Genomic DNA, 21988 nt, shown 5'->3' with positions numbered 1-21988 from the left:
GCAAAGCGCCGGGCAGAGGGAGAAATTCAGGGAAAGACGCCTTTGAACTCGGAAAACTTCCTGATTCAAATCCAATCCAGTTTTCCGAGTGAAGCAGCGGCTTGACCGAATTTCTCCCGCCGCCCCTCAGCTTGCCCGCCGAATAGGATTCCCAAAAATGTCGTTTTAGTGAACGATCGGTTTTCCAGCCGCTCTGAAACTTAAGAAGGATCGATCGGCAGGCCGAGGTCCTCCCTCATCAGTTGGAAATAGTTGTCCGGACGAACAAATACGATGTCCGGGTTGGAACTGAAGTGATCCACGACGTCGACAAAGTCTTGATAATCGACGTCCCACGGATTGGCCTGGATGCTCACGAAGCGAGGAGCGGTTCCGTCCCAGCCGGCGATCGCGTTGTTGATCTCGAGCTCCAGCGTATCGTAGGAGTAACAATAGTTCGCATTCAATACCTGGTTCGGCAGCGTACCGTCGAAGACGTTGATATTGCCGTTGCCTCCGCCCTGCGCGGTCATGCCCAGCAGGTTCGGCGCATTTTGCGCGAAGCTTTCGCCGACGTTTGGGTTCGTCGATCCGGTGATCGTGTTCCAGATGGTGACGACTTTCAGCCCGGCGCGTTCCATGTAATCGCCGGATAACGCCGTGTATTCGTCCAGATACGTTTGGTTGTTCCAGTAGTTCGGATAGGTGTAGCCGACGCCGCTCGGACCGGCGATCAAGGCATCGTTAACCGTGGCGGTATCGTAGAGATAATCAAGTACCCCCGGCATGGCGTCGAGCATGGCGGGCGAGACGGTCCAGCCGAGCGGAATATCGCCGCGGTTTGCAGAATCCCAAATCTTTTTAAAACGATGCTCCATGTATTGCAGATTGTCGCCGTCGCTCAGGATCAGCGAAACATAGATTTTGTCATCGAGCTGCGGCTTGGCCGGAACCGGCTTCACGTCGACGTTGCGATCCGTGCCGCCGAAAACGGTCAGGTTGGAAGAGAAGTCGCTCGCGATCGTCGAGATTCCGTATTCGGACGCCGTTTCTACGCCCAACTGCTCGGCCGGCCACCAGCCCATATAGATCCCGCTGCCGTAAGGCATGTCGCCGAAGAAGTCTTGCAGCAATGCTTTCTCAGCAGGTACAGCAGGGTCGAGCCAGACAGTCGCCGTGCCGACAGCCGAAGCGTAATCGCGCAGGAAGCCTTTCAGATCGGGATTCAGCCCCACGATCACGGTGTGCGGCAGATCCGGCCAATAATTATCGTACAAATCTTGATACACGGCCAGCTTGTTGGCATAATCGCCGCGCAAGTCGTCGAGGATCGGCAGATTGTACGGCGCGGCCGTCAGCTTGCTGACCAGACTCGGCGGCGCGACGATCCCTTTTTCAAGCGAAGCAATGGTCGTCGCCAAATTGAGCGTGTCCGGCACATTGTCATCATAAACGACGATGCCTTCGATTTCATTGCGATATTTGGTCAGCAGCGTCCAGTTGTCCGCCACGTCCTGATGTCCCAGATTCAGCGAGTTCAGCCAGTTATATTTCCCTTCTTCGCCTTTGACGGGGTTATCATACGAGTAAATTCTAGGCTGTTCGCGGTTCACAATGCCTTTGAGGGACGTAAACAGCGCCGCTTCTTCTCCGCGGTCGAGCGATTCCGTTCCGACCGATCCGACTTTGATGTAAGAAGCGCCGTGCCAGAACACCCGGAATTCCAGCGCATGACCCGCCGTCGGATTCACGAAATCAAGTTGGAAACGTTCATAGTCGGACGCATAACTCCAATCCTGACGACGCAGATCCCGGGTTGCCAGCACTTGCCCGGTGTCGTGATCGCGCACGTCGAGCGTGACCATCACGTCGTTATTGGCGGTGTTGTTGTCGATGATCAGATCGAAAAACGCGGTATGTCGGCCAACCGCCACATCGGTGGCATACGGACCATGCACCATATATTTGTTCGGCGCGTCAATCGAAGTCTGAGCCAGCCAACCGTTTACATCCGGGCGACCGGTCTCATGCCGAATATCCGGTCCCATTGCATCGTACTTGTACTCGGTTACCACATCCATTACATCGAGAGTTGCAGCAGGTGCCGAAAACGACGGGAGCAGTTGATCCGACGGCCAATCGAGCCCGGCCGCTTCGGCTCGGGGTACGCCGGGCAGTGCCAACGATGCTGCGAGCAGCGTCAATGCTACAAACACCGACCCGTTTTTCCTTTTCCAACCATGCTTCCTGTTCATGCTTCTCCTCCTTGTGAATCGAATGGTAAGGATTTTTAAGGCAAACAAAACATATCATATATGTCATTTATAATCAATATATTTTGATAGCAAAAAACCGCTTTTCCAAAAAGGAAAAACGGTTTGTTGATGCGAGCTGCTCGATTGGCTTATGTCGCGTACACACTCAAACCTTCATACTACCTCGGTCTTTTAGCAACTTCATAAAGATCCCCCCGAGCACACTGCGATGTTGGAACCCGATCTGACGAGCGGTCACGGTATCGGTCCAGTCGGAAAACGGCACCCGATCTATCGTGTCGTTCAACATATCCCGGATCGGCGAAATCAGTTTCGCGAAGTCCTGTTGATCATCCGCCAAAGAGGCCGCCCATACGAGCCAATCCGCCTTAGTATAAGCGGCACGATTGTCCAGAGGCGTACCGTAAGCATTTTGTTTGTTTTTGTACCAAGCAATTTCACGCGGGAAAATGGCCGGGTCGAACAGTTCCGTACCGTACAATACGTCCCAGATCAGATTGTATTTCAAACTCCATGTTCCCGGTTGTCCGAAAGCCAATACGGTATGATCTCCGTCGTCCGCAAGTTCGCTCCACCGTTTCGCCATATCCCGCGCTTTGTCCGAATACCGGTTTGCTTCCGCCGCGTCGCCCTGCATTCTTTTCAAAATCGAGAAGCTGGCGACGCCCATCACCGCTTTGACCGACAGATTGGCGTTACGCGCCAGATGCCCGGCAAAATCGTCGGTGCACAATTGATTCTCGGGGTCCAGGCCGTATTCGACCAAGTAGCGAACCCAAGATTCCCACAGATCCATTTGTCCCAACAGATACTCGCGATTCGCTCCTGCCAAGCAGGCGGAAGCCGCCATCACGAGCATATTGCCGGACTCTTCGACAGGCATTTGGTATTCCAGCTTGTTTTCGCCGTAGACCTGACCGTTACCGAGCGGATACTGCCCGATATCGTGCGGCGCAAAATCGAACGGCCAATCGCCGCTTCTGGCATATTTCACGATCGGCCGGATCATCGCTTCAACCAATGCCGGGCAGTATAACAGGAACAGCGGAATGGACGGGTAGCTGACATCCACCGTGGCCAGACAGCCGTTACTGTAGCATTCTTTGGACAGGAACAGCAGCTCGCCGTCGATATCCGTCACCAGCTTGTGCGCCGCGATCGCTTGACGGTAAGACAAAGCCAGCAGCTCCGCATACCGCTGCCCGCCCGACTGTTCGCCGTCTTCCAACAACCTCCGGTCAAAAGCATCGCAGCGTTCGGCAAGCGCACCGTACTCCGCGAACGCCGCTTCGATCATCTCTTCCGCGCTTTGCCCGTTTCTTTTCCAATACGCTTGCAGGTTGTCGCCGAAATATTGCATCGCATACACGTCGTCATAAGCCAACACAGCCAGACGGCTAACCGGCGACACGCCAACCGAACCGAGCGCGAATCGAAGCGCCGCCACGGGCTGATCGTCCCTTACACTGTGCGGAGTCGTCGATAAATCTTCCGGCTTCAACTCTTCCCCGCGAATAAAAGACTTACGAAGAGCGGCTGTGCCGAGCATGCCTTCCGTTCCTTCGCCATTTTCCGCATTCAGGTACAAATAGCCCCAATCGATCCGATGATCGTCGCCGGAACGGTTTAACGGCTGCTGGGTTTCGTGACCGAGTCGCAAAGAAATCAATCCGTCAATATCGACAGGGTTGCCCAGCACTTTTTGCTGCAGTTGATCGACGCACCATTCACCGGTCGTATCGAGATAAAGGGTGACTTCATGCCCCTCGCCATCCGTTGATTGCGTTTCCAAATGAATATACGAAGCCGGACGCGATAGCACATCCAAATCATCAAGCAGTAACGGAGAGGTAAAACGAACCGTCAACCGCACTCCGGCGGCTTCGAATTCGTAAATCGTACTCAGCGGCGTTACGCGAATCAGAGTCTGCTCCATTGCAGGAGGCTCGGGATAATACCGCTCAGCGTTGGATTCGGCGAGGCCGATAAAGCGAAAAACCGTACCGTCGATCGAGATCAAACCGGTCATCCCGTGACGCTGCCCCGTCCAATGACGGGTATGGTCATCGGTCAACCGATCTGCGAACGACCATACGCTGAAATAAGGATCAACCGTGACAAGCGGAACTGCGGAAGGACGAATAGCACTCATGCATGCACACTCCTTATATAAATGCTTTATTTAACATAATTAATATAAAGTATTTAAGTTTAGAGTGCAATGGTTAGACGGGAAAGGAAATCCTATTAGTAAGAGGAGCTGCCTGGAAGCCAAAGATCAGAGAGGAATAGCATGAACAAGCGCTCATAAGTATCAAGTGATAGCAAAATGGCTGGATCAGCGATCGGTCAATCCTTTGCCTTCCAAGATCCGCGGCGCGTGTTTGTCGATCCGTGCTTCGCGGGTTTTGGATTGTTTGGGTTCGATGAAATGCATCAGGTAAGCTCTTTGGCGGCCGGGGGTGAGGGCTTCGAAGGCTTCTTTCAGGATCGGGTCGCTCTCGAATCTTTCTTCAAGCTCTTGAGGAGCTGAATATTGTTCCACAGGCTTCATTTCGACTTTGAGTCCGGCTTTTTCCACCTCGATCGCGTCGCTCAGGTAAGCCGCGATCTGCTCGCACTTGGCTTCAATCTCGTCGGCGCTCGCAAAACGAAGCTGGCGCGCGGCCTGCACCTTTTGCGTCTGCTGAACCAGCAAGCCTTCGTCGTCCTGCATCAGCGCGCCTTTCATGAACAAGATCGCGCAGTATTCTTTGAAACCGTGGATCAGGAACACATTGCGGCCTTCGATCGTGTAGCAGGGCTGGCCCCATTTCAACTCCTCGACCGCTCCGCTTGCCAGGGCGAGGCTTCTCAATTTGACGAATTCCGCTTTCCACTGCTCGGACCGTTCCATGAAAGCATCGACTTTGGGGTTGCTTGGATGTTGGGTCATTGTAGGTTCCTCCATGTTTTACCGGATGAATGATACCTTCATTATACATGCCGCCCCTGCAATACACCTTATAAAAAGAACGAAGAAAATGACAACGGGACTTGCCCTGATCGGCTTTTTGGATTATTCTGAGGCTATGAAGAAAATAATTTTCGCAATTAATTAATTTAAAAGAAAACATTTTTCATATGCGACTTGGACAATTCAAAAAAGGAGGTTCTCCATGTCTGCTCTCCTCTCGCTTTTACGGGAACAAATCGAGCACTTTTCTCCTCAAGAAAAGCGTCTCGCCGAATATGTTTCGGAAAATCCCGAGCATGTGCAGCGTCTGGGCATTACGGAATTGGCTGCGGAATGCGGCACAAGCCCGGCTACGGTCACCCGGTTTTGCAAGTCGCTGCGGTTCAAAGGATTTCCCGATTTTAAAATGCGCCTGATCGGCGAGCTGTCGCGTCCGGCCGAAGCCGGGACGTACCAGGATATCGTCGCGGGACGGCCGCTGAAGGAAATCGTCCGGGCGATCGAGGCGAACCATCTCTCCTCGATTACGGATACGACACGGCTGCTGGATCCCGAAGCGTTGGAACGCGCCGTTACGGCACTGAGTTCCGCACGGCGCATCGATCTGTACGGGATGGGCACATCGTCGATCGTCGCGCAGGACTTTTACCAGAAACTGATCCGGCTCGGAAAAAGCTGTACCGCGTTCGCGGATTCCCATATGCAGATCACGTCGGCTTCGACGCTGAACGAAGGCGACGTGGCGCTGGCGATCTCCTACTCGGGCGAAACGACGGAAACGATCGCCGCGCTGCAATGTGCGAAAGACGCCGGCGCGCTGACGTTGTCGCTCACCCGATACGGGACCAGTCCCCTGCCGGGACTCGCGGATATTCCGCTGTTCACCTCGTCGTCGGAAGAAGGCGTGCGGCGCGGCGCTATGGCTTCGCGGATCGCGCAGCTGCATGTCATCGACATTTTGTTTACTGGAATTCTCAGCGAAGGCTTCGAAGAATACGTGCCGATGCTCGAACAGTCCTATCATAATGTCCGCCAGTATCTCAAACCCTCCGGAGGTGCTTAACCATGAATTTATTGACGTTCCGTACCGAAGAAGACCTGAACCGCGCCGGTGCCGGCCTGATCGCAAGCCTGCTGCAAATCAAACCGAAAGCCGCGCTGGGGCTCGCAACCGGAAGCACGCCGATCGGCATTTACGAAGAGCTGGTCAAACTGCACCGAAGCGGAAGCGTGAGCTTTGCCAAAGCCAGCTCTTACAATCTCGACGAGTATGTCGGGTTGTCGGGCAGCCATCCGGCCAGCTACCGCTGTTTCATGAATACGCATTTGTTCGATCTCGTCGATATCGACCCGGCGAACACGCATGTGCCGAACGGGCTCGCGGTCGATCTGGAGCAGGAATGCGATTATTACGACGCGATGCTCGAAGACGCGGGGATCGATTTGCAGCTGCTGGGCTTAGGCCATAACGGGCATATCGGATTCAACGAGCCGGACGATTCGCTGATCGCGGGTACGCATGCGGCGATGCTTCAGCGGCAGACAATCGAAGCGAACGCGCGCTTTTTCGATTCGGAGCAGGACGTGCCGAAGCAGGCGATCACGATGGGCGTCGCGGGCATCATGAAAGCGCGGCAGATCATGCTTGTCGTGCGCGGCGCGTCCAAAGCGAAGATTGCGCAGCAAGCGTTAACCGGACCGATTACGACGCAGTGTCCGGCTTCGCTGCTTCAACTGCATCCGAATCTGGTCGTGCTGATGGATGAAGCGGCAGGAGCGTGGGCGAAATGAGCGGAGTTCTGCCGGATCGACAGTTTGCGGAGAAAAAAGGCGTGATCCGCTTCGTCAACGCGCGGATCGTGACGCCGCAGGGCGTGATCGAAAACGGGATCTGCGAAGCGATCGACGGATGGATCGTATCGGTGTCGCCGTCAGGCGGGGAAAACGGCGAAGAAGCGGGCGGAGCGTATAGCGGCAGCGGCCAGGGGCAAGCGGCGTCCGGGGGCATAGCGGATTCTGCGCAGAGAGATGCAGCCGACATCGCGGCGGCAGCCGATTCTGCGCAGCGACATGCAGAAAGCGGGAGCTCGGCGGTCAAGGCGGCAAAAGCCGGGACGCCAAGCGGCAGTTCGGCGGTCGATGCCGGAAACGTTCGCGTGATCGACGCGCACGGCGGCTGGCTGCTGCCGGGCTTCGTGGACATTCATGTCCACGGGGGAATGGGCGAAGACTTCATGGACGCCGGAAAGCCCGGCGTGCTGGAAACTATCGCCAAGTTCCACGGCTCGCACGGTTCCACGTCGATGCTGGCGACGACCATGACGGCGACGCGCGACATGATCGACGGTGTGCTGGAAGCCGTCTGGGCTTATCGTTCGAAAGGCGAGATGCCTGGCGCGAGCATCGAGGGCGTGCATTTGGAAGGGCCGTTTATCAGCCCGCAATGGCCGGGCGCGCAGAACCCGGAGCATATCTCCGAGCCGCGCACGGATTGGCTGGAAGACTGGGAAGCCCGCTTCCCGGGCTTGATTCGCCAGCTCACGCTGGCACCGGAGCGCGAAGGCGCGCTCGAGACGATCGCGTGGTTGCGCGCGAACGGCATTACGGCGGCGCTGGGCCACACCGACGCCAGCTATGAAGAAGTGCTGGCCGCCGTGGAGGCCGGCTTGAACCATGCCGTGCATACGTTCAACGCGATGACGCCGCTGCATCATCGCAAGCCGGGAACGGCCGGAGCCGTGCTCGGCTGCGACGGTATCGTCGCCGAAGTGATCGCGGACGGGATTCATGTGCATCCCGGCGCGGTCAAGCTGCTGGCGAAAGTGAAAACGGACGGCAATCTCGTCCTCGTCACCGATGCCATGTCCGCTGCGGGTCTCGGCGACGGGGATTATTTCCTCGGCGACCTGCCCGTGGTCGTCAAAGACGGCGTCGCCCTCACGCAGGGCGGCGCGCTCGCAGGCAGCCGTCTCACGATGGCGGAAGGCTTCCGCTTCCTGATCGGGCAAGTCGGCCTCAGCGTCGAACGCGCCTCCGATGCGGCCAGCGGCGCCCCGGCCCGCCAGGCCGGCATCTACGAGACAACCGGCTCCATACAGCCGGGCAAACGGGCGGACTTCGTCCTGATGGACGCCGCGCTGGAACTGCGCGGCGTATGGGCCGAAGGGCGAAAGATCGGGTAGTGGCAGTATCCAGCAAAAAGCAATCGTCAAATAAATAACAGCATAAATCCAGTTATTTCGATAAAAATTATCGTTACGTATGAAATAAAGACATATATCCAGTTATTTCGGACTAAACCGACTACCTTGTCACCTTTAGTCTTAATTAAATGGATATTCGCAGTTATTTCGAAAAATATATCCGACGGATCTGAAATAAATGGATTTTTGCAGGTATTCAAATAAAAATAACGGACGCTAAAGTCTTCCTGCGCCCGTTATTTTGCTTTTCAATGCGATTGTTCAAAATTGATGCTGCGTCACCGTAAACTGAAATACCACGCCGAAAGGATCACGCACGATGCCGTAACCGCTGCTAAACGAATTGGCGGTTAACGGAACCAATACCGTCGTCCGTTCATCCGAGGTTAACTGCTTATAAAACTCGACAATCGTGTCATGATCGCGAGATTGAAGACAAAGCGAAAAGTCGTTCCCTGCTCTCCATGCTCTCGTCGTATCCATCTCTTCTTCCGTGATCATAATCTTATTGGCGCCGATTTGCAGCACGGAATGCGTGATCCACTCGTCTTGGCCTGCCGCATACTTGAAACCTTCATCCCGCTTCGCCATATCCGCATAGCTGACCTTGAGCAGCACTGCCGCGCCCAGCTTTCGTTCGTAAAATTCGATCGCTTCCGCGGCCTGCCCATGGAGCGAAAGAAAAGGAATTACCTCTGCCTGAACCTCTGCCGCCTTTTTCGCTTGATCTTGGTTTTCGTTCGTATTCATCATTTGTTCCTCCTTCGAATATGCGTTACACTGGCATCATATCGGTAAAAGGTTTCAATTTATGACACCTATTTTTCGCATACTTTGCTTAATACTCCATATTTTTTACCTGCAATGATGCCGTCCCTGAAGGAGGTTCATATGAAAAAAGCCGAACGCCTCAACGCCATGCAGCGTTACGCCTACCGCAAACGACGTTTCACTTTGCGCGAGCTGATGGACGAATTCGAGATTTCCCGCAGCACCGCCGTACGCAGCATTCAATCGCTCGAAGAACTGGGCCTGCCGCTGTTCGCGGAACACGGCCGGCTCGGCGGCTATCGTGTGCTCGACACCGCCTCGCTTCCGCCTGTTTCTTTTACAAATGACGAAGTGCTTTCGCTGTACTTTGCCATGCAGGCGCTGCGCAGTCTTTCCGGCGATCCGTTTCGCGTTTCGTTCGCTTCGATCCACGCGAAATTTCTGGATGTCGTATCGGAGCAGCAGCGCGAACAGATCGAACGTTTCGAGCACCGGATCGCTTTCTACCCTGACGAATCGGCCGAGCCCGGCGAGTATTTGGAGGAACTGCTGCAATCGGCGGTACGGGGAGAGGTGCTGAAGATCCGTTATTCGGCAAAAGCAAGAACCCCAGCACCCCGCACGAATGCAGCAAAAAGCGAGCTAAATCCCGAATGCGAACAAACAGCCGACTCGATCGACGCTCTTCCGCCTTTTCGCCGCATCCAGCCTTTCGCCGTCTACGCCGCACGCGGCTACTGGTACTGCCGCGCCTACGATCTGGACAAAAAGGAATACCGCGTTTTCCGCTGCGATCGCGTGCTATCTACCGAATCAACGACAGACGAACAGACCCCGGACCTACTTCCTTTCGATCTGCGCGATGCTCATACCCTGCGCCAACCGTCACCCGAAGCCATCCCTTTTCGCTGTTCCGTCTCTCCCGATTCCGTCACCCGACTACGACGCAGCTTATATCCGTCGATGAAGCTCGACATCCCGGACGACCCATCAGTCGACGCCTTACTGTCCGGCACCTACGAACCGCAGGAAACGGATTTCATGCTCGCCTTCTTGGCCGACTTCGGCTCTACGATCCGCATTCTCGAACCCGATGACCTGCGCAACCAACTTCGAGATTACTATCTACGATTAATCGAGCAATTATAAAATCTCTCAACCAAACAAAAACAAACTTGCCCTTTCTTTTCATTGAAAAGAACATCAAAAAAACGCGCTCCATAAAAGAGCACGTTTAATGTATCAAAAAATTCTAACGTAACTGGAAGCGGGAAGACGGAGAGAGAAATTTAGTGAAGGAATGAAATGTTCGCCTTTGAAATTGAGAAACTTCTGCTAAAATTTAATCCGTTTCTTAATTTCAACACGCGACCTAGAGGCTTTCGTAGAAAGCCACTTCGTAAGCGTTCGCTAACGAATTTCTCTCGGAGTCTTTCCGCTTCCCTCGCACACGCGACCGAAACACAACCTCCCGGCGCTCCCTCAAACTTTCCCCTTCTCCTCCACCGTCATCGAGCGAATATAGAACGCCCCCAGCACCGAGCACAACAGGAACGAGAAGAACGCGATTGCCGCGGCTTGCTCTCTTTCCTGAAACACGCTGAATACCTGCTGCATCGACACGCCCAGCATCTGCGGGGAGTTGGCGCCGATCAGGAACGGAGCGGTGAACGAGCCGATCACGCCCATGAACACGAAGGTCACGGCAACCATGAACGTTTTATACGACAGCGGCAAAATGAACTTCGTAAACAGCGTGAACCGCCCCACGCCGACGTCTTTCGCACTCTCAATTACCGAAGACGGGATCGCGGACAGCGCGGAGCTGAGCAGCATCGTCGTAAACGGGATATTGAACCAAAGGTTCGCGATAATGATCCCTTTTTCGTCAAAGATGATCCGCGGCAGCTCCACTCCGATCACTTCCAGCATTCGTGCCATCCAGCCGTGGTTGCCCAGCAGGTTGATCAGGCCGTACGTCGCGATAACGCCGGGGATAAACAGCGGGATCATATACGTTTTGCGGATCAGATCGACCACCGGGCCTTGATTGAAACGCATATAGATCGCCAGCGAGTAGCTGACCAGCAGCACCAGTACGCAGGTAATCGCGGTGATGCGCAGCGTGAAGATAATGTTGCTGCGCATCCCTTTGTCGGTGAACAGGTACGCGTACCGGCTCAGATCGTATCCGCCCTCGCCGTTGCTCAGGCTCATGACGAACGATTGAACGATCGGGATAATGACGACGATCAGGAGGATGGCGAAGGAGGGGAGCACCATCGCCAGGCCCAGGATCGACTGCTTGAACTCTTTGCTCATCGTTCGCGAGGCCCCTTTTCCTCTTGGATTGATCGCGGTTTTCGTACTCATTGCGCGGCGACGTCGCTCTGCCAGCGTTTGTTGATTTCCGTACCCAGATCCCCGATGTTGAACGTACGGAAGCCTTCGGATACGCCTGCGAATTTATCCTGCATGTCCTGCGACATATTCGACAGCTCGATCCCCGGGAAGCCGTTCATTTTATCCACGACAACGGCTTGCGCTTCCGGCGACAGAACGAAATCGAGGAAGGTGTTGACGGCTTCTTTCTTGTCGGACTCTTGGTTGACCATCAGATAAGTCGGTCCGCCGTTGAAGCCAGGGGTAATTTGCTGCATTTTGATCGTATCCGGCAGCAGTCCTTCGTTCAACTGCTGGAGCACCATGTCCGACCAAGCCGGAATCAGCGATACTTCGCCGTTCATGAGCAGATCGAGCGTGCCCTGGTTCTTTTTCGGATAGATGCCTTCGCCGTACGTGAAAGGACCGATTTCTTTGAGCGTGTTGAAGCCGGCTTCCCACTTCTCCATGACGGACGGATCGGAGTTGTGGATGTCTTCTTCCGGCAGATCCTTGTACACGATTGTTTGCACGAACGAGCTACCCGAACCGCCCGTCGACGGATCGTTGTAGGCGAATTGTTCCGGGTTGGCTTTGATCCAGTCGATCAGCTCGTCCAGCGTCGTCGGCGGATTGCTGATCTTGCTGCTGTCGTAAGCGAGCACGACGGCGGAAGAACGGTACGGAATCGCGTAGTTGTCGACGTCTTTCATCACGTTCGCGTCGACTTTGCTCAAGTTCGGAATATCGGAGTCGCTGAGCTGCGTCCAGACGCCGTCTTTCGTTCCCTGCGCGACGGTCGTGATGCTGTCTTCGTACAAATCGATGCCGCCCGAGCCTTTGCCGGCTTGTTTGGCTGCCATGATGCGATCGTAGGTCGGTTCCGCGCCTGTACCCGACGGAATATAGACCATCTTCACGTCGATCTCCGGATGCTGTTCTTCGAACATCGGCTCCAGCGAATCCCACAGATCTTTGACGTTCTGGGAGCCTGTGAAGTAGAAGTTAAACGAAGTCGGCTCGCCCGATGCTGCCGCACCGCTGCCTTCCGCCGCCGCAGTCGCATTTTCGCCGCCGCTTCCGTTTCCGCAACCTGCCAGCAAAGACATCGATACACCCGCAACAGACAACAACGTCAACCAGGACTTCTTTTTCAACCGCATGAATTTCATCCTCCTCAAATGGCTTTCGCTTGTTCGACCGGGAATCCGGCCGCTTTCGAGATACAGACGCCGACTTCTTGACCCGACTGCATATGCTGCACGACTTCCTTGCTTTGAAAAGCGCGAATGATGCCGAACTCGGCCAACTCCACCGTAACTTCGGCGTAATGCCCCAAAATCATCACCTGCTTGATCTTGCCCGGCAGAATGTTATCGCCCACGATTTGTTCCCCGAGCTGCACGTCTTCCGGACGAACGGCTGCCGTGATCCGGCCGCGCAGATCCTTGTCGTTCGGCAAACGAAGCTTTCCGATCCTGATACTCCCCTCTTCCGCCACCCCCTCCAGGAAATTCATCTTGCCGATAAAGCTTGCGACATATAGAGAAGCGGGGGCATCGTAAATCTCTTGCGGTTTGGCAATTTGTTCGATGCGCCCGTGATTCATGACGATGATGCGATCCGACAGCGACAGCGCTTCTTCCTGATCATGCGTGACGAAGACCATGGTCAGGCCGGTTTTCATCTGGATCTCCCGCAGTTCTTCGCGCATCTCGTGCCGCAGCTTGGCGTCCAGCGCCGAGAACGGCTCGTCCAGCAGCAGCACCGCCGGTTTGAGCAGCAGCGACCGCGCCAAGGCTACGCGCTGCTGCTGGCCGCCCGACAGCTCTGCCGGATATTTTTTCTCGAATCCGGACAGGCGGACCAGCTTGAGCGCTTCGTCCACGGCTGCGCGAATTTCGGCTTTCGGCATTTTGCGGATCTTCAAGCCGAAGGCGAGATTATCGTAGACGGACATATGCGACCACAGATTATAGCTTTGGAACACCATCGAAGTCGGGCGTTTTTCCGGCGGAAGCTGGATGACGCTCTGTCCTTCGATCAGAATATCGCCGGAATCCGGTTCGAGAAATCCGCCGATGCTGCGCAAAACGGTCGTTTTTCCGCAGCCCGAAGGCCCGAGCAAGGTGACCAGTTCCCCCTTCTCGATCTCAATGTTGATGCCGCTGACGCCGTCGCCCGTTTTGTAACGCTTGGCCAGCTCCCGTATGGATAACTGCATGATGAACCTCCTTTAGTCGTTTCTATTATTTCATCTGAAAACCGCTTGCCAGCACGTCCGCACTGACCAGACGCTGCGCTGCAACAAGAAGAATGATCGTCGGCAGCGTCAAAATGATTGAAAAGACGGCGCCCGCGCTGCTCGGGAAATCGGAGATAATCGAGTACATGACGATCGGCATCGTTTTGTAATCGGGAATGCCGACCAAGAAAGTCCCCTGCGCTTCGTCGAGCGAGTTCAGAAAAGTGAAGATCGAAGCAACCACGATGCCCGGCATTGCCATCGGCAGCGTGACGCTGCGGAACACTTTGAACGGACTTGCGCCGACGTCGCGGGCCGATTCTTCCTGAGCGCGATGGATGCTGCGGAACGCGGCCGTCGGAATCCAGGTCATGAACATCAGGACGTTGATCATGTGGATCAGCACGACGCCGAGCAGCGTATTCATCAATCCGATCTTGTAAAACAGCACCGCGATCGAGACGTACAGCCCCATTTTCGGAAACGCATTGGTCAACAGAAACGAGAACAGGAATATTTTCTTGAGCGGAAATTGGATTCGGGCAAAGGCATAAGCGGCCGGAATACAGACGACAATGGACAGGATGGTGACCAGCGTGGCGATCAGGAAGGACAACGAGATCGACGAGACGATATCATCCTTTGCCAGTACGAATTCCCACCACTTGAACCCCCAGACCTGAGGCAGGACGTCCGGGTAATTCCATTTCTCGCTGAACGCGAGTACGAGCAGATTGACCAGCGGGCCTGCGAAAAAGATCGCGAGGACCGTCAGCAAAACGAATTCGACGATCCGCCGCATTCCTACGTGTTTCCAATACCAGAGCATGTGCCGTTCCCCTCTCCTCTCGTTGATCGACGGGCGATCACTTCGCTTTCGTATTCGATCAGGCGCGGCACATTCTCTTGCCCGCCGATCATCCGATCCAAAATCGCAACGGCGTCCCGACCTAGCCCGGCCGCGTCCACGCTGACGGTCGTAAGCGCCGGATGGTACATGCCGCCGAGATCCGTGTTGTCGTAACCCATGACGGACACGTCTTCCGGCACATGTACGCCATTTTCCAACAGCACCTTCATGGCGCCCAGCGCAAGCATATCGTTGGTGGCGAACAATGCGGTGTAACCGCCGGAACGGAACTCTTCGTATCGTTCTTCCATCAGACGCACGCCCGAGTCGAAGCCGGAGTCCGGCGACTCCGCGACTGTCACGATCGAGATCCGGCTAGCGTCCTCGGCTTTTGTCGAAGTTTCATCCACGATCCCGTCGCTGCCTTGACCGCTTTGTCTATCCTCTTCGGCAATCGTTCTTTTTCTGTCGTCCAGTCTGCCCAACTTGTTCAAAAAGCCCGACAACCGCAGCGAGTGGCTTCGATGTTCCACCGGACCCGCGACGATAAAGAATCCGCGATGTCCCTGATCGTACAGATGCTCGGCCGCCCGCTCTCCGCCTGCTTCGTCATTGCTCACCAGATGCACGACGTCGGGATCTTCCGTCGAACCGTTGACCATAATGTAAGGGATGTTGAACTTTTTCACGTAATCGATCACGTTCTTGCGCAGACGGCTGATCAAGATCAATCCGTCGACACGCTGTTCCAGCATATAGTCCATGGAACGCAGTGACATTTCCCGATCGGTTTTGAGAAAAATCGAGTAGCCGAGATTTTCCGCCGCCATCAATATTTCGTCCACGATCTTGCCGTATAACGTATGCGACACGATCGGAAGTTTGTCGCGGAACACGATCACCCCGATATTGTAGGTGCGCTTGGCAACCATGGCCCGGGCCACCGCGTTAGGCTTATAGCGCAGTTCCTCCGCCGCTTTCAGCACGCGCTCCCGGACGTCGGGACTCGCGTAGCCGTTGCCGGAAATAACCCGTGAAGCGGTCGATTTCGATACGCCGGCCAACTGCGCGAGCTCCCGCAAACTGTAACTCAGCTTTGTGTCCACTCCGTTCTCTCCTCTGCGCCGTTCTTCTCGTCTCGCACCGCGATCAGCTTCTCCGGGTCGCGGGTCGTAATGGAATCGACGCCCCACTCCGCAAACCGCCGCATGTCTTCCGTCTCGGAAACGGTCCAGACATACACGGCCAGATCGGCTTGTTTTGCCGCTTCCAAAAGTTCCGGCTTGACCGCCTGATGCGGAAGATTCAATCCGAAGCAGCGGGTCCGGCTCGCTTCTTGGCAAGCCTGCTGCACGGCTTCTGCATAGCTCAGGCTTCGGAAGCTGTCGACGTTGATATTGAGCAGCTTGCGAAGCGCAATACCGGAGCGTTCAGCCAGATCGGCACGTTCATGTCCGCACCCGCTGAGGAACACCCGATCCGTCATTTCCATTCGTTTGACCAGAGCTGCCGTCGGTTTCAGCGCATCATCCGTTTTGATATCGAGATTCATGGTGCGTCCTGCCGTACGAATCCAGTTCAGGATATCCGCTAATTCAAGAATCGGCGGATTCAATGCTTCGTTAAGCTCTTCCAGCGTCATTGCCGCCAAACTTCCGCGTTTTCCGCCTGGCAGCGCAATCTCGTCGTCATGCGCCAGTACCGGAACTCCGTCTCGGGTCACGCGAATGTCGTCCTCGTATACGTCGGCCCCCACTTTCAATGCCGCGCAAAGCGATTCCAGCGAATGGGCGGCGTGTCCCATGCAGCCCGTATGAGCCGTGATTAACGGAAAAACATTCATTAGTCAGCACCTCCTTCAGCCGTGGATTCGAAGTAAACGGCATTGGTAAAAGCGATTCGCGTATGTGCGCCCTGCACGGTTCCCCAAAGCTCGGCGCGCAGCCATTTGCGGAAAAGGTCGGTCGGAAGCACGGGAAGCTCGATCGACGTTTCGAACTTCGGATGAAGCGTGCCTGTATCGTTGGACTGTTGAGTCGAATCGATTACATTCACCGCTATTTCTTCGCCCAGGTTTGAGCATAGCTTCAGCTTGAAGGTTTGTTCAGCTAGCGACCATTGACCGGGACGAACCGAGAAATCGACCGATAACTTCGCAGTGATCGTCGCAGTCATTTTTTCATCGGATTCGTTCATCTTCGTTACAGGCAGCACGGAACCGATTCGATACGACTCGCCTGCGGCCTCCAACACCATCGACAACAGCGGACCGATCGTGACCGAAGCGCGTCCTTCGCGCAGCGCTTGAATCAATGCAACCTCCGGGATCGCAAAGCTTTCCTGTTCGCTCTCGGATGCGCCTTTTTCGATATCCGCCTGAATGTCCGATCCGTCTTGCTTCGCGCAGGCCGCATCTCCGACTTCCAAATACGTGACCGAGATCGGCTCATCCGTATCGCTCTGAACATGCCAGTCTCGACCCGAAGTCGCTGCGATGCGGTAGCCTTCGTTCAGCTTGTCCGTCCATAACCGGTACGCCCGATGATTGTCGGTCTGGATCGACGGGAAGGTGCCGGACCAGACTTCGATGTAATCCACCGCGTTCCAGTCCCCGATCTCATATTCCCAAAAGCATCCGGTACAAGCCGGGCTTCCGACTCGGAAGGGATGAGCAAGTCCCGCAATCCCTCCAAGGCGATGTACGCTCTCAATCCCCCGGTCGATATCCTGCTGCATCGCCTCTCGCCAGTCCGCATATTCGCTCAGGCCGATCGTCACCATATGCCCGTAAAAGGTCGTCCATTCCATCCCCGGTACAATGATTAATCCATACTCCCGCTCTACCTCTTCCTTGCCGACCAGCCCGGACATCGTATTATGATCCGTTAGCGCAATGGCGTCGAAGCCCAACTGGGCCGCACCTTCCGCCAATTCCTGAAGCGTCTGCCGCCCGTCGCTATGCAGCGTATGGGTGTGCAGTTCGCAAGCGATCCACTTCATGCGTCGGCCTCCTCTGGCGTCCAGATTTGCAAACGGTAATCGCAGATATCGGTCACGATGCAGTGCAAGCTCAGCGTCACGTTCCACGATCCCGCAGCAACCTCGCCCGCCATTAATCCTGGAGAAGCCTCATGCTGCGACACAAAAAGTTCCTGCAAAGGATCATGACGATGGCAAGCCCCGCGATAACCTTGCGCATCATCGAGCGAAAGCGTAATTAGATTTTTCAAGGGCAGATGCCGTTCCGCCCGCGCGTTCGCTTGTTCTCTTTGCTCGGGCAATATGTAGATTTCATAACTATCCTGCAGCAGCTTCACCGCTTGTTCCCGATCTTCCAGCACCTTCGGCGCATATTCAAAACGGAAATTCAATCGGCTGCAGCTTGTATTCAGTTCAAAAGGAATGCGAATATGCGTCCGTGAATCCTCCGGCGTTACGCGTCCTTGCGTATCCAGCAGCTTCAATGCGTTCACCTTGCCTTTCCGCCTTCCGTGATTTGTTATGGATGAGACGCCTCTTTGTGGGACCGTTCCCACATCACATCCCCCATGTTAAAGCCGAAGAATCAGCCCCGTATCAGCATCATGTTAATCTTCTGTAAAGATAGAAAAGGCGGTTCTTCTATTTAAAGAAGAACCGCCTTTGTCGTTTAATTGTCAAACCAAAACACGATCCGTACCTCATCGTCGCTTGCGATTCGCCGTTCTTTTTTCAACTGCTCCATCTTTTCGATCATATCAGTCAGGTTGAGATTGATATAGCCGTCCCACTCTTTGTAGACTTTGCCTTGGCGTCTGTACTCGCCTTCTTTGATGTCCACGAAATGCGACTGGCAACGATCGCCGCGCAGCACCCGGCTCATCGTGTCATCAAAATCAGCTTCATCCACCCAGCCTTTGAGCCGCATCAAACCGCCGTATCCGCTCTCCTTCAACTCTCGCAGCGTCAAGTAGGAAGCATGATGAAAATTCATATTGTCCGGCACATTACCATAGTTATATTCTTTTTTCAGCAGCGCATCACGCTCCTCCGGCAGACCTTTCGGTGGAGAAATCGGCGGATAACTGTTATATGCCTCGCTTCCGCGTACCCCTGCCAGCAGGTAAAACAACCCGTAATCCCGACTCCCATCGATTAGATCGACATAATCAAAGCCTTCGGTATCCGTCACCATAATCTCCGGCCAATCATCTTTCCGGTACCAGCGATCGATATTGATCCATTTTTCTTTGATGTAGCCTTCGCAAAAAAGCGTAATATCGCAGCCCATTCGCTTGCCGCTTCCTTTCCTCATTAACGTTAACCCTCTCATTCCATTTTACACAAAAAAATCCGCTCTCTGCGAAGAGAACGGATTTCCGGTTTGCCCTTTTAATTATTTTCCACCAAGTTCCGCGCGATTTCCGATTTCTTCATATCGTGCTCGACCTGCTCGTCGATATCGTACGGATGGTACATTTCGTTCTCGATCATGTAATCGGCGATTTTCTGATGCGTCTTGATCGCCGTGTCCAGTTGGGATTTCAGCACTTTGCGCACCTTCGGCGAAGCCGCTTCGGTGAGCGCCACCGCATACGAGCGCACCGCCGTTTTGGCGGACAACAGCATATCCGTCGCAATAGCCATATCGTCCATCGGAGTTACCGCTTTGACCAGCGTTTCTTTCGTCATCGATTTCGGGGTAGCCATGTGTAATCCCTCCTCAGCTGATTAGAAGTGCTTTCAGTTCGTCGACCGCCTGCGCCGAATTCTCGATGTCTTCTTCGATCAGTGCTTTCAATTTCTCGTCCTGCACCAATCCCGACATCGCGACCGCCTTCGTCACGCATGACGTTTTGAGAATCAACAATTCGTGGATTTCGAGTTTCTCGTGCAGAGCCAATTCCTTCGTTGCCATCTCGACGCACCTCCAAATTGGTTTACTTGCCTTGTTTTCCGTCTCTGATTTTGTACCCGCCTGATTGCAAAATAAACAAAAATAAAATTAAACTTTTCCAGTTCTGGTTTTCCGTTTGAAGCAGATCATTTTCGGATAAATATAACGTTTGCGCAATAATTTGAACCTACATACCTTCTTTTAAAGGTTTCTTTTCATCAGTATATTTTGCTATCCAAAAGCAAAAAAGTCCTCCCACCTTCATCCAAAGGTGAAAGAACTTTTTTGATGTCCCCTTGAAAACAATAGGAAGGGAGGGGTGGAGTCGTGTAGGAGCTAAAGCTTTTCGAAGAAAAGCACTTCGGAAGCATACGCTGGCGTTCGCCTTTGAAAATGGGAAAACTCACTATTAGAGTCCAATCAAAGTTTCCCATTTTCAACACGCGACCGAAACGACTCCACACCGCACGCCCGCCCATGTTTTCTCAAGGAATGCGACTTTAAAAGGGTTATTTTACCGACCCGACCATTCCCGCCACAAAGTGCTTCTGCATCAAGAAGAACACCAGCGCCGTAGGAACCGTCGAGATGACGATCGCCATCATGATCATGCCGTAATCCGGCGCGTAGCCCGAACCCAGGTTCGAGATCAACAGCGGGATCGTTTGATTCTCAGGCGATTGCAGAATAACGAGCGGCCACATGTAGTTGTTCCAGCTCGACATGAACGTGATGATCGCGGCTGCCGCGTACGTCGTTTTCATCGTCGGCAGATAGATCCGGAAGAACAGTCCAAGCTCGCTCAATCCGTCCATCCGACCTGCTTCGAGCAGCTCACGCGGGAACATTTTGGTACTTTGCCGGAAGAAGAAGATCAGGAACGCCGTCGTGAACGTCGGGATGACGACCGCCGCAGGCGTATCGATCCCGAACGTCGGGAAGAAATTCGTGATTTTACCGAACATCCGGTACAGAGGTACCATCAATGCCGCGAACGGGATCATCATGGAGAGCAGCAGGATCGAAAAGACGATGTCTTTCGCTTTGCTGCGGTAGATTTCGAAGCCGTAACCGGCCAGCGACGCGATCAGCATCGCCAGAATCGTCGTCGTGATCGAGATCTTGGCCGAGTTGCCCATGGCATTCCAGATATCGACGCTAGACGTCAAGTTGCGCAGGTTATCGAGCAGATGCGAACCCGGAATCAGACGTCCCTGCGTAACGTCTACCGATTTGTTCGTGGCGCTGACGATCATCCAGAAGAACGGGAAGATCGACACGAACGCCGCGAGGCTGAGGAACAGATACATGGAGGCTCTTTTCGCCTTAAGCATTTCGATCACCTGCCACTTTGAATTGGATGAACGACAGAATAATAATCATGATTACGATGGAATACGACACGGTTGCCGCATAGCCGAAATCGGCCGAATATTCGAACGACAGATTGTAGATGTACTGCGAAATGGTGGTTGTGGCATTACCCGGACCGCCTTTGGTGATGTTCATGACTTCGTCGAACAACTGGAGCGTACCGATCGTGGACGTGATCGACGTGAACAGGATGATCGGCTTCAGCAGCGGAATCGTGATGCTGAAGAACTGACGGATCGCCGAAGCGCCGTCGATCCGGGCCGCTTCATAGATCGACTGATCGATATTTTGCAGACCCGACAGATAGAAGATCATGTTGTAACCCGTCCAGCGCCACGTGATCGCGATAATGATCGTGACTTTCGCCCAGAACGGATCGGAAATCCATTGAATCGGCGCGTTGATAATATGGATATTCATTAGCATGGCATTGACCAGGCCGTCCGGCGCGAACAGGTACTTGAAGACGATCGAGTACGCGACGAGCGACGTGATCGCCGGCAGGAAGATCGCGGTACGGAAAAATCCTTTGAATTTCAGATTGCGGTCGTTCAGCAGTACCGAGAAGAACATGGCCAGAATGATCATGATCGGAACCTGGAACAACAGATAGATAAAGGTGTTGGCGACGGCAGTCAGGAACATTTTATCCGTAAACAGCCGCTGGTAGTTACCGAGGCCGTTAAATTTCATATTGATGCCTGTGCCCGTCTGGAACGACAGGATCAGAGCTTGGATCATCGGATAGAAGTAAAAGGCAGCGATCAGAATTACGGCTGCGGCCACGAAGAGCCAACCGACCAGTCCGCTCTTGAAACGACGACTGCGGCTTGATTGAAACGTATTGCTGTTTTTGCCCGAACCGGCTGCGGTATTTGCGGTCTTCATCCGGCATTCCTCCTTGAAGTTGACATAACAAGATATGGCGGAAGAAGCCCCCGCGCTCGCGTTATGTATTCAAACCCGGCTTGAATACATAACGCGCAGGCGGGAGTTCGCCGCTTGCTTTGGATTGCATAAGAGTAAGTTCCAAATAAGAAAGGCCCGGCAAAATTTCGTCTCCGCAAAGGGGTGGG

21 protein-coding genes are annotated in these 21988 nt (G+C 54.2%); 4 read left to right on the top strand and 17 right to left on the bottom strand.

Annotated features, from left to right (window positions below; genetic code table 11):
- Nucleotides 1–200 precede the first annotated feature (200 nt).
- The 3 genes from HRQ63_RS12785 to HRQ63_RS12775 form a co-directional block, all read right to left on the bottom strand.
- Nucleotides 201–2234: a GxGYxYP domain-containing protein gene (locus HRQ63_RS12785; RefSeq protein ID WP_172244207.1), complete on the bottom strand. Its 2034-nt coding sequence runs from the start codon at nt 2232–2234 to the stop codon at nt 201–203.
- A 166-nt stretch (nt 2235–2400) separates the two neighbouring features.
- Complete coding sequence (locus tag HRQ63_RS12780) at nt 2401–4437, bottom strand: glutaminase family protein (protein WP_483407256.1); 2037 nt, start codon at nt 4435–4437, stop codon at nt 2401–2403.
- 156 nt (nt 4438–4593) lie between these two features.
- Nucleotides 4594–5190, bottom strand: a complete 597-nt coding sequence (locus HRQ63_RS12775; protein WP_172244201.1) for a YdeI/OmpD-associated family protein — start codon at nt 5188–5190, stop codon at nt 4594–4596.
- 223 nt (nt 5191–5413) lie between these two features.
- On the opposite strand from HRQ63_RS12775, the gene HRQ63_RS12770 reads away from it, so the two are divergent.
- From HRQ63_RS12770 to nagA, 3 genes are read left to right on the top strand one after another with little or no spacing between them, the layout of a single operon-like run.
- Nucleotides 5414–6274 carry a MurR/RpiR family transcriptional regulator gene (locus HRQ63_RS12770; RefSeq protein ID WP_172244198.1) on the top strand — a complete coding sequence of 287 codons (861 nt, stop codon included), beginning with the start codon at nt 5414–5416 and terminating at the stop codon, nt 6272–6274.
- A gap of 2 nt (nt 6275–6276) precedes the next feature.
- Entirely contained in the window at nt 6277–7002 is a 726-nt protein-coding gene (gene nagB, locus HRQ63_RS12765) for a glucosamine-6-phosphate deaminase (RefSeq protein ID WP_172244195.1), read from the top strand.
- Nucleotides 6999–8393 (top strand): N-acetylglucosamine-6-phosphate deacetylase, encoded by a 1395-nt coding sequence (gene nagA / locus HRQ63_RS12760; RefSeq protein WP_172244192.1) that lies wholly within the window; start codon nt 6999–7001, stop codon nt 8391–8393. The genes nagB and nagA overlap by 4 nt, the downstream gene beginning before the upstream one ends.
- A gap of 282 nt (nt 8394–8675) precedes the next feature.
- Here nagA and HRQ63_RS12755 read toward each other — a convergent pair whose 3' ends face one another.
- The gene (locus tag HRQ63_RS12755; protein WP_172245062.1) at nt 8676–9164 is read right to left on the bottom strand and encodes a VOC family protein; all 489 of its coding nucleotides are present in this window, start codon (nt 9162–9164) and stop codon (nt 8676–8678) included.
- Nucleotides 9165–9305: 141 nt separating this feature from the next.
- Here HRQ63_RS12755 and HRQ63_RS12750 point away from each other — a divergent pair, with 141 nt between their 5' ends.
- The gene (locus tag HRQ63_RS12750) at nt 9306–10334 is read left to right on the top strand and encodes a helix-turn-helix transcriptional regulator (RefSeq protein WP_172244189.1); all 1029 of its coding nucleotides are present in this window, start codon (nt 9306–9308) and stop codon (nt 10332–10334) included.
- A gap of 333 nt (nt 10335–10667) precedes the next feature.
- On the opposite strand, the gene HRQ63_RS12745 is transcribed toward HRQ63_RS12750, so the two are convergent.
- The 13 genes from HRQ63_RS12745 to HRQ63_RS12685 all read right to left on the bottom strand — a co-directional run bounded on the left by HRQ63_RS12745 (nt 10668) and on the right by HRQ63_RS12685 (nt 21800).
- Nucleotides 10668–11507, bottom strand: coding sequence for an ABC transporter permease (locus tag HRQ63_RS12745; RefSeq protein ID WP_172244186.1), 840 nt, complete (start codon nt 11505–11507; stop codon nt 10668–10670).
- Between the two features lie 47 nt (nt 11508–11554).
- Nucleotides 11555–12730 (bottom strand): extracellular solute-binding protein, encoded by a 1176-nt coding sequence (locus tag HRQ63_RS12740; protein WP_172244183.1) that lies wholly within the window; start codon nt 12728–12730, stop codon nt 11555–11557.
- 14 nt (nt 12731–12744) lie between these two features.
- Nucleotides 12745–13791: an ABC transporter ATP-binding protein gene (locus HRQ63_RS12735; protein ID WP_172244180.1), complete on the bottom strand. Its 1047-nt coding sequence runs from the start codon at nt 13789–13791 to the stop codon at nt 12745–12747.
- Between the two features lie 25 nt (nt 13792–13816).
- Nucleotides 13817–14641: an ABC transporter permease gene (locus tag HRQ63_RS12730; RefSeq protein WP_172244177.1), complete on the bottom strand. Its 825-nt coding sequence runs from the start codon at nt 14639–14641 to the stop codon at nt 13817–13819.
- The gene (locus tag HRQ63_RS12725) at nt 14617–15768 is read right to left on the bottom strand and encodes a LacI family DNA-binding transcriptional regulator (RefSeq protein WP_172244174.1); all 1152 of its coding nucleotides are present in this window, start codon (nt 15766–15768) and stop codon (nt 14617–14619) included. Before HRQ63_RS12725 ends, HRQ63_RS12730 begins: the two co-directional genes overlap by 25 nt.
- A complete protein-coding gene (locus tag HRQ63_RS12720; protein ID WP_172244171.1) occupies nt 15753–16505 on the bottom strand; it encodes a glycerophosphodiester phosphodiesterase in 753 nt (250 codons plus the stop codon). The genes HRQ63_RS12725 and HRQ63_RS12720 overlap by 16 nt, the downstream gene beginning before the upstream one ends.
- Nucleotides 16505–17662, bottom strand: coding sequence for a CehA/McbA family metallohydrolase (locus HRQ63_RS12715; RefSeq protein WP_172244168.1), 1158 nt, complete (start codon nt 17660–17662; stop codon nt 16505–16507). Before HRQ63_RS12715 ends, HRQ63_RS12720 begins: the two co-directional genes overlap by 1 nt.
- Complete coding sequence (locus HRQ63_RS12710) at nt 17659–18135, bottom strand: hypothetical protein (RefSeq protein WP_229714176.1); 477 nt, start codon at nt 18133–18135, stop codon at nt 17659–17661. Before HRQ63_RS12710 ends, HRQ63_RS12715 begins: the two co-directional genes overlap by 4 nt.
- A 176-nt stretch (nt 18136–18311) precedes the next feature.
- Complete coding sequence (locus tag HRQ63_RS12705; RefSeq protein ID WP_172244165.1) at nt 18312–18956, bottom strand: hypothetical protein; 645 nt, start codon at nt 18954–18956, stop codon at nt 18312–18314.
- Nucleotides 18957–19033: 77 nt separating this feature from the next.
- The gene (locus HRQ63_RS12700; protein ID WP_172244162.1) at nt 19034–19351 is read right to left on the bottom strand and encodes a spore coat protein; all 318 of its coding nucleotides are present in this window, start codon (nt 19349–19351) and stop codon (nt 19034–19036) included.
- Nucleotides 19352–19364: 13 nt separating this feature from the next.
- Complete coding sequence (locus tag HRQ63_RS12695) at nt 19365–19559, bottom strand: hypothetical protein (protein WP_037290976.1); 195 nt, start codon at nt 19557–19559, stop codon at nt 19365–19367.
- 488 nt (nt 19560–20047) lie between these two features.
- Nucleotides 20048–20872 (bottom strand): carbohydrate ABC transporter permease, encoded by an 825-nt coding sequence (locus tag HRQ63_RS12690; RefSeq protein WP_172244159.1) that lies wholly within the window; start codon nt 20870–20872, stop codon nt 20048–20050.
- Entirely contained in the window at nt 20865–21800 is a 936-nt protein-coding gene (locus HRQ63_RS12685; RefSeq protein ID WP_172244156.1) for a carbohydrate ABC transporter permease, read from the bottom strand. The genes HRQ63_RS12690 and HRQ63_RS12685 overlap by 8 nt, the downstream gene beginning before the upstream one ends.
- Between the last annotated feature and the right edge of the window lie 188 nt (nt 21801–21988).

This window comes from Saccharibacillus endophyticus (assembly GCF_013185185.1).
Lineage (GTDB): Bacteria > Bacillota > Bacilli > Paenibacillales > Paenibacillaceae > Saccharibacillus > Saccharibacillus endophyticus.
Note: the sequence above shows the minus strand (reverse complement) of the source record. Positions and strands in the feature narration are given on the sequence as shown.

Coding starts and splice junctions, on each gene's coding strand:
- HRQ63_RS12715 (WP_172244168.1), bottom strand. CDS start 17,662: ATGAAGTGGATCGCTTGCGAACTGCACACCCATACGCTGCATAGCGAC.
- HRQ63_RS12745 (WP_172244186.1), bottom strand. CDS start 11,507: ATGAGCAAAGAGTTCAAGCAGTCGATCCTGGGCCTGGCGATGGTGCTC.
- HRQ63_RS12750 (WP_172244189.1), top strand. CDS start 9,306: ATGAAAAAAGCCGAACGCCTCAACGCCATGCAGCGTTACGCCTACCGC.
- HRQ63_RS12720 (WP_172244171.1), bottom strand. CDS start 16,505: ATGAATGTTTTTCCGTTAATCACGGCTCATACGGGCTGCATGGGACAC.
- HRQ63_RS12700 (WP_172244162.1), bottom strand. CDS start 19,351: ATGGCTACCCCGAAATCGATGACGAAAGAAACGCTGGTCAAAGCGGTA.
- HRQ63_RS12730 (WP_172244177.1), bottom strand. CDS start 14,641: ATGCTCTGGTATTGGAAACACGTAGGAATGCGGCGGATCGTCGAATTC.
- HRQ63_RS12695 (WP_037290976.1), bottom strand. CDS start 19,559: ATGGCAACGAAGGAATTGGCTCTGCACGAGAAACTCGAAATCCACGAA.
- HRQ63_RS12755 (WP_172245062.1), bottom strand. CDS start 9,164: ATGAATACGAACGAAAACCAAGATCAAGCGAAAAAGGCGGCAGAGGTT.
- HRQ63_RS12785 (WP_172244207.1), bottom strand. CDS start 2,234: ATGAACAGGAAGCATGGTTGGAAAAGGAAAAACGGGTCGGTGTTTGTA.
- HRQ63_RS12735 (WP_172244180.1), bottom strand. CDS start 13,791: ATGCAGTTATCCATACGGGAGCTGGCCAAGCGTTACAAAACGGGCGAC.
- HRQ63_RS12740 (WP_172244183.1), bottom strand. CDS start 12,730: ATGCGGTTGAAAAAGAAGTCCTGGTTGACGTTGTTGTCTGTTGCGGGT.
- HRQ63_RS12690 (WP_172244159.1), bottom strand. CDS start 20,872: ATGCTTAAGGCGAAAAGAGCCTCCATGTATCTGTTCCTCAGCCTCGCG.
- HRQ63_RS12685 (WP_172244156.1), bottom strand. CDS start 21,800: ATGAAGACCGCAAATACCGCAGCCGGTTCGGGCAAAAACAGCAATACG.
- HRQ63_RS12705 (WP_172244165.1), bottom strand. CDS start 18,956: ATGAGGAAAGGAAGCGGCAAGCGAATGGGCTGCGATATTACGCTTTTT.
- nagA (WP_172244192.1), top strand. CDS start 6,999: ATGAGCGGAGTTCTGCCGGATCGACAGTTTGCGGAGAAAAAAGGCGTG.
- HRQ63_RS12770 (WP_172244198.1), top strand. CDS start 5,414: ATGTCTGCTCTCCTCTCGCTTTTACGGGAACAAATCGAGCACTTTTCT.
- nagB (WP_172244195.1), top strand. CDS start 6,277: ATGAATTTATTGACGTTCCGTACCGAAGAAGACCTGAACCGCGCCGGT.
- HRQ63_RS12775 (WP_172244201.1), bottom strand. CDS start 5,190: ATGACCCAACATCCAAGCAACCCCAAAGTCGATGCTTTCATGGAACGG.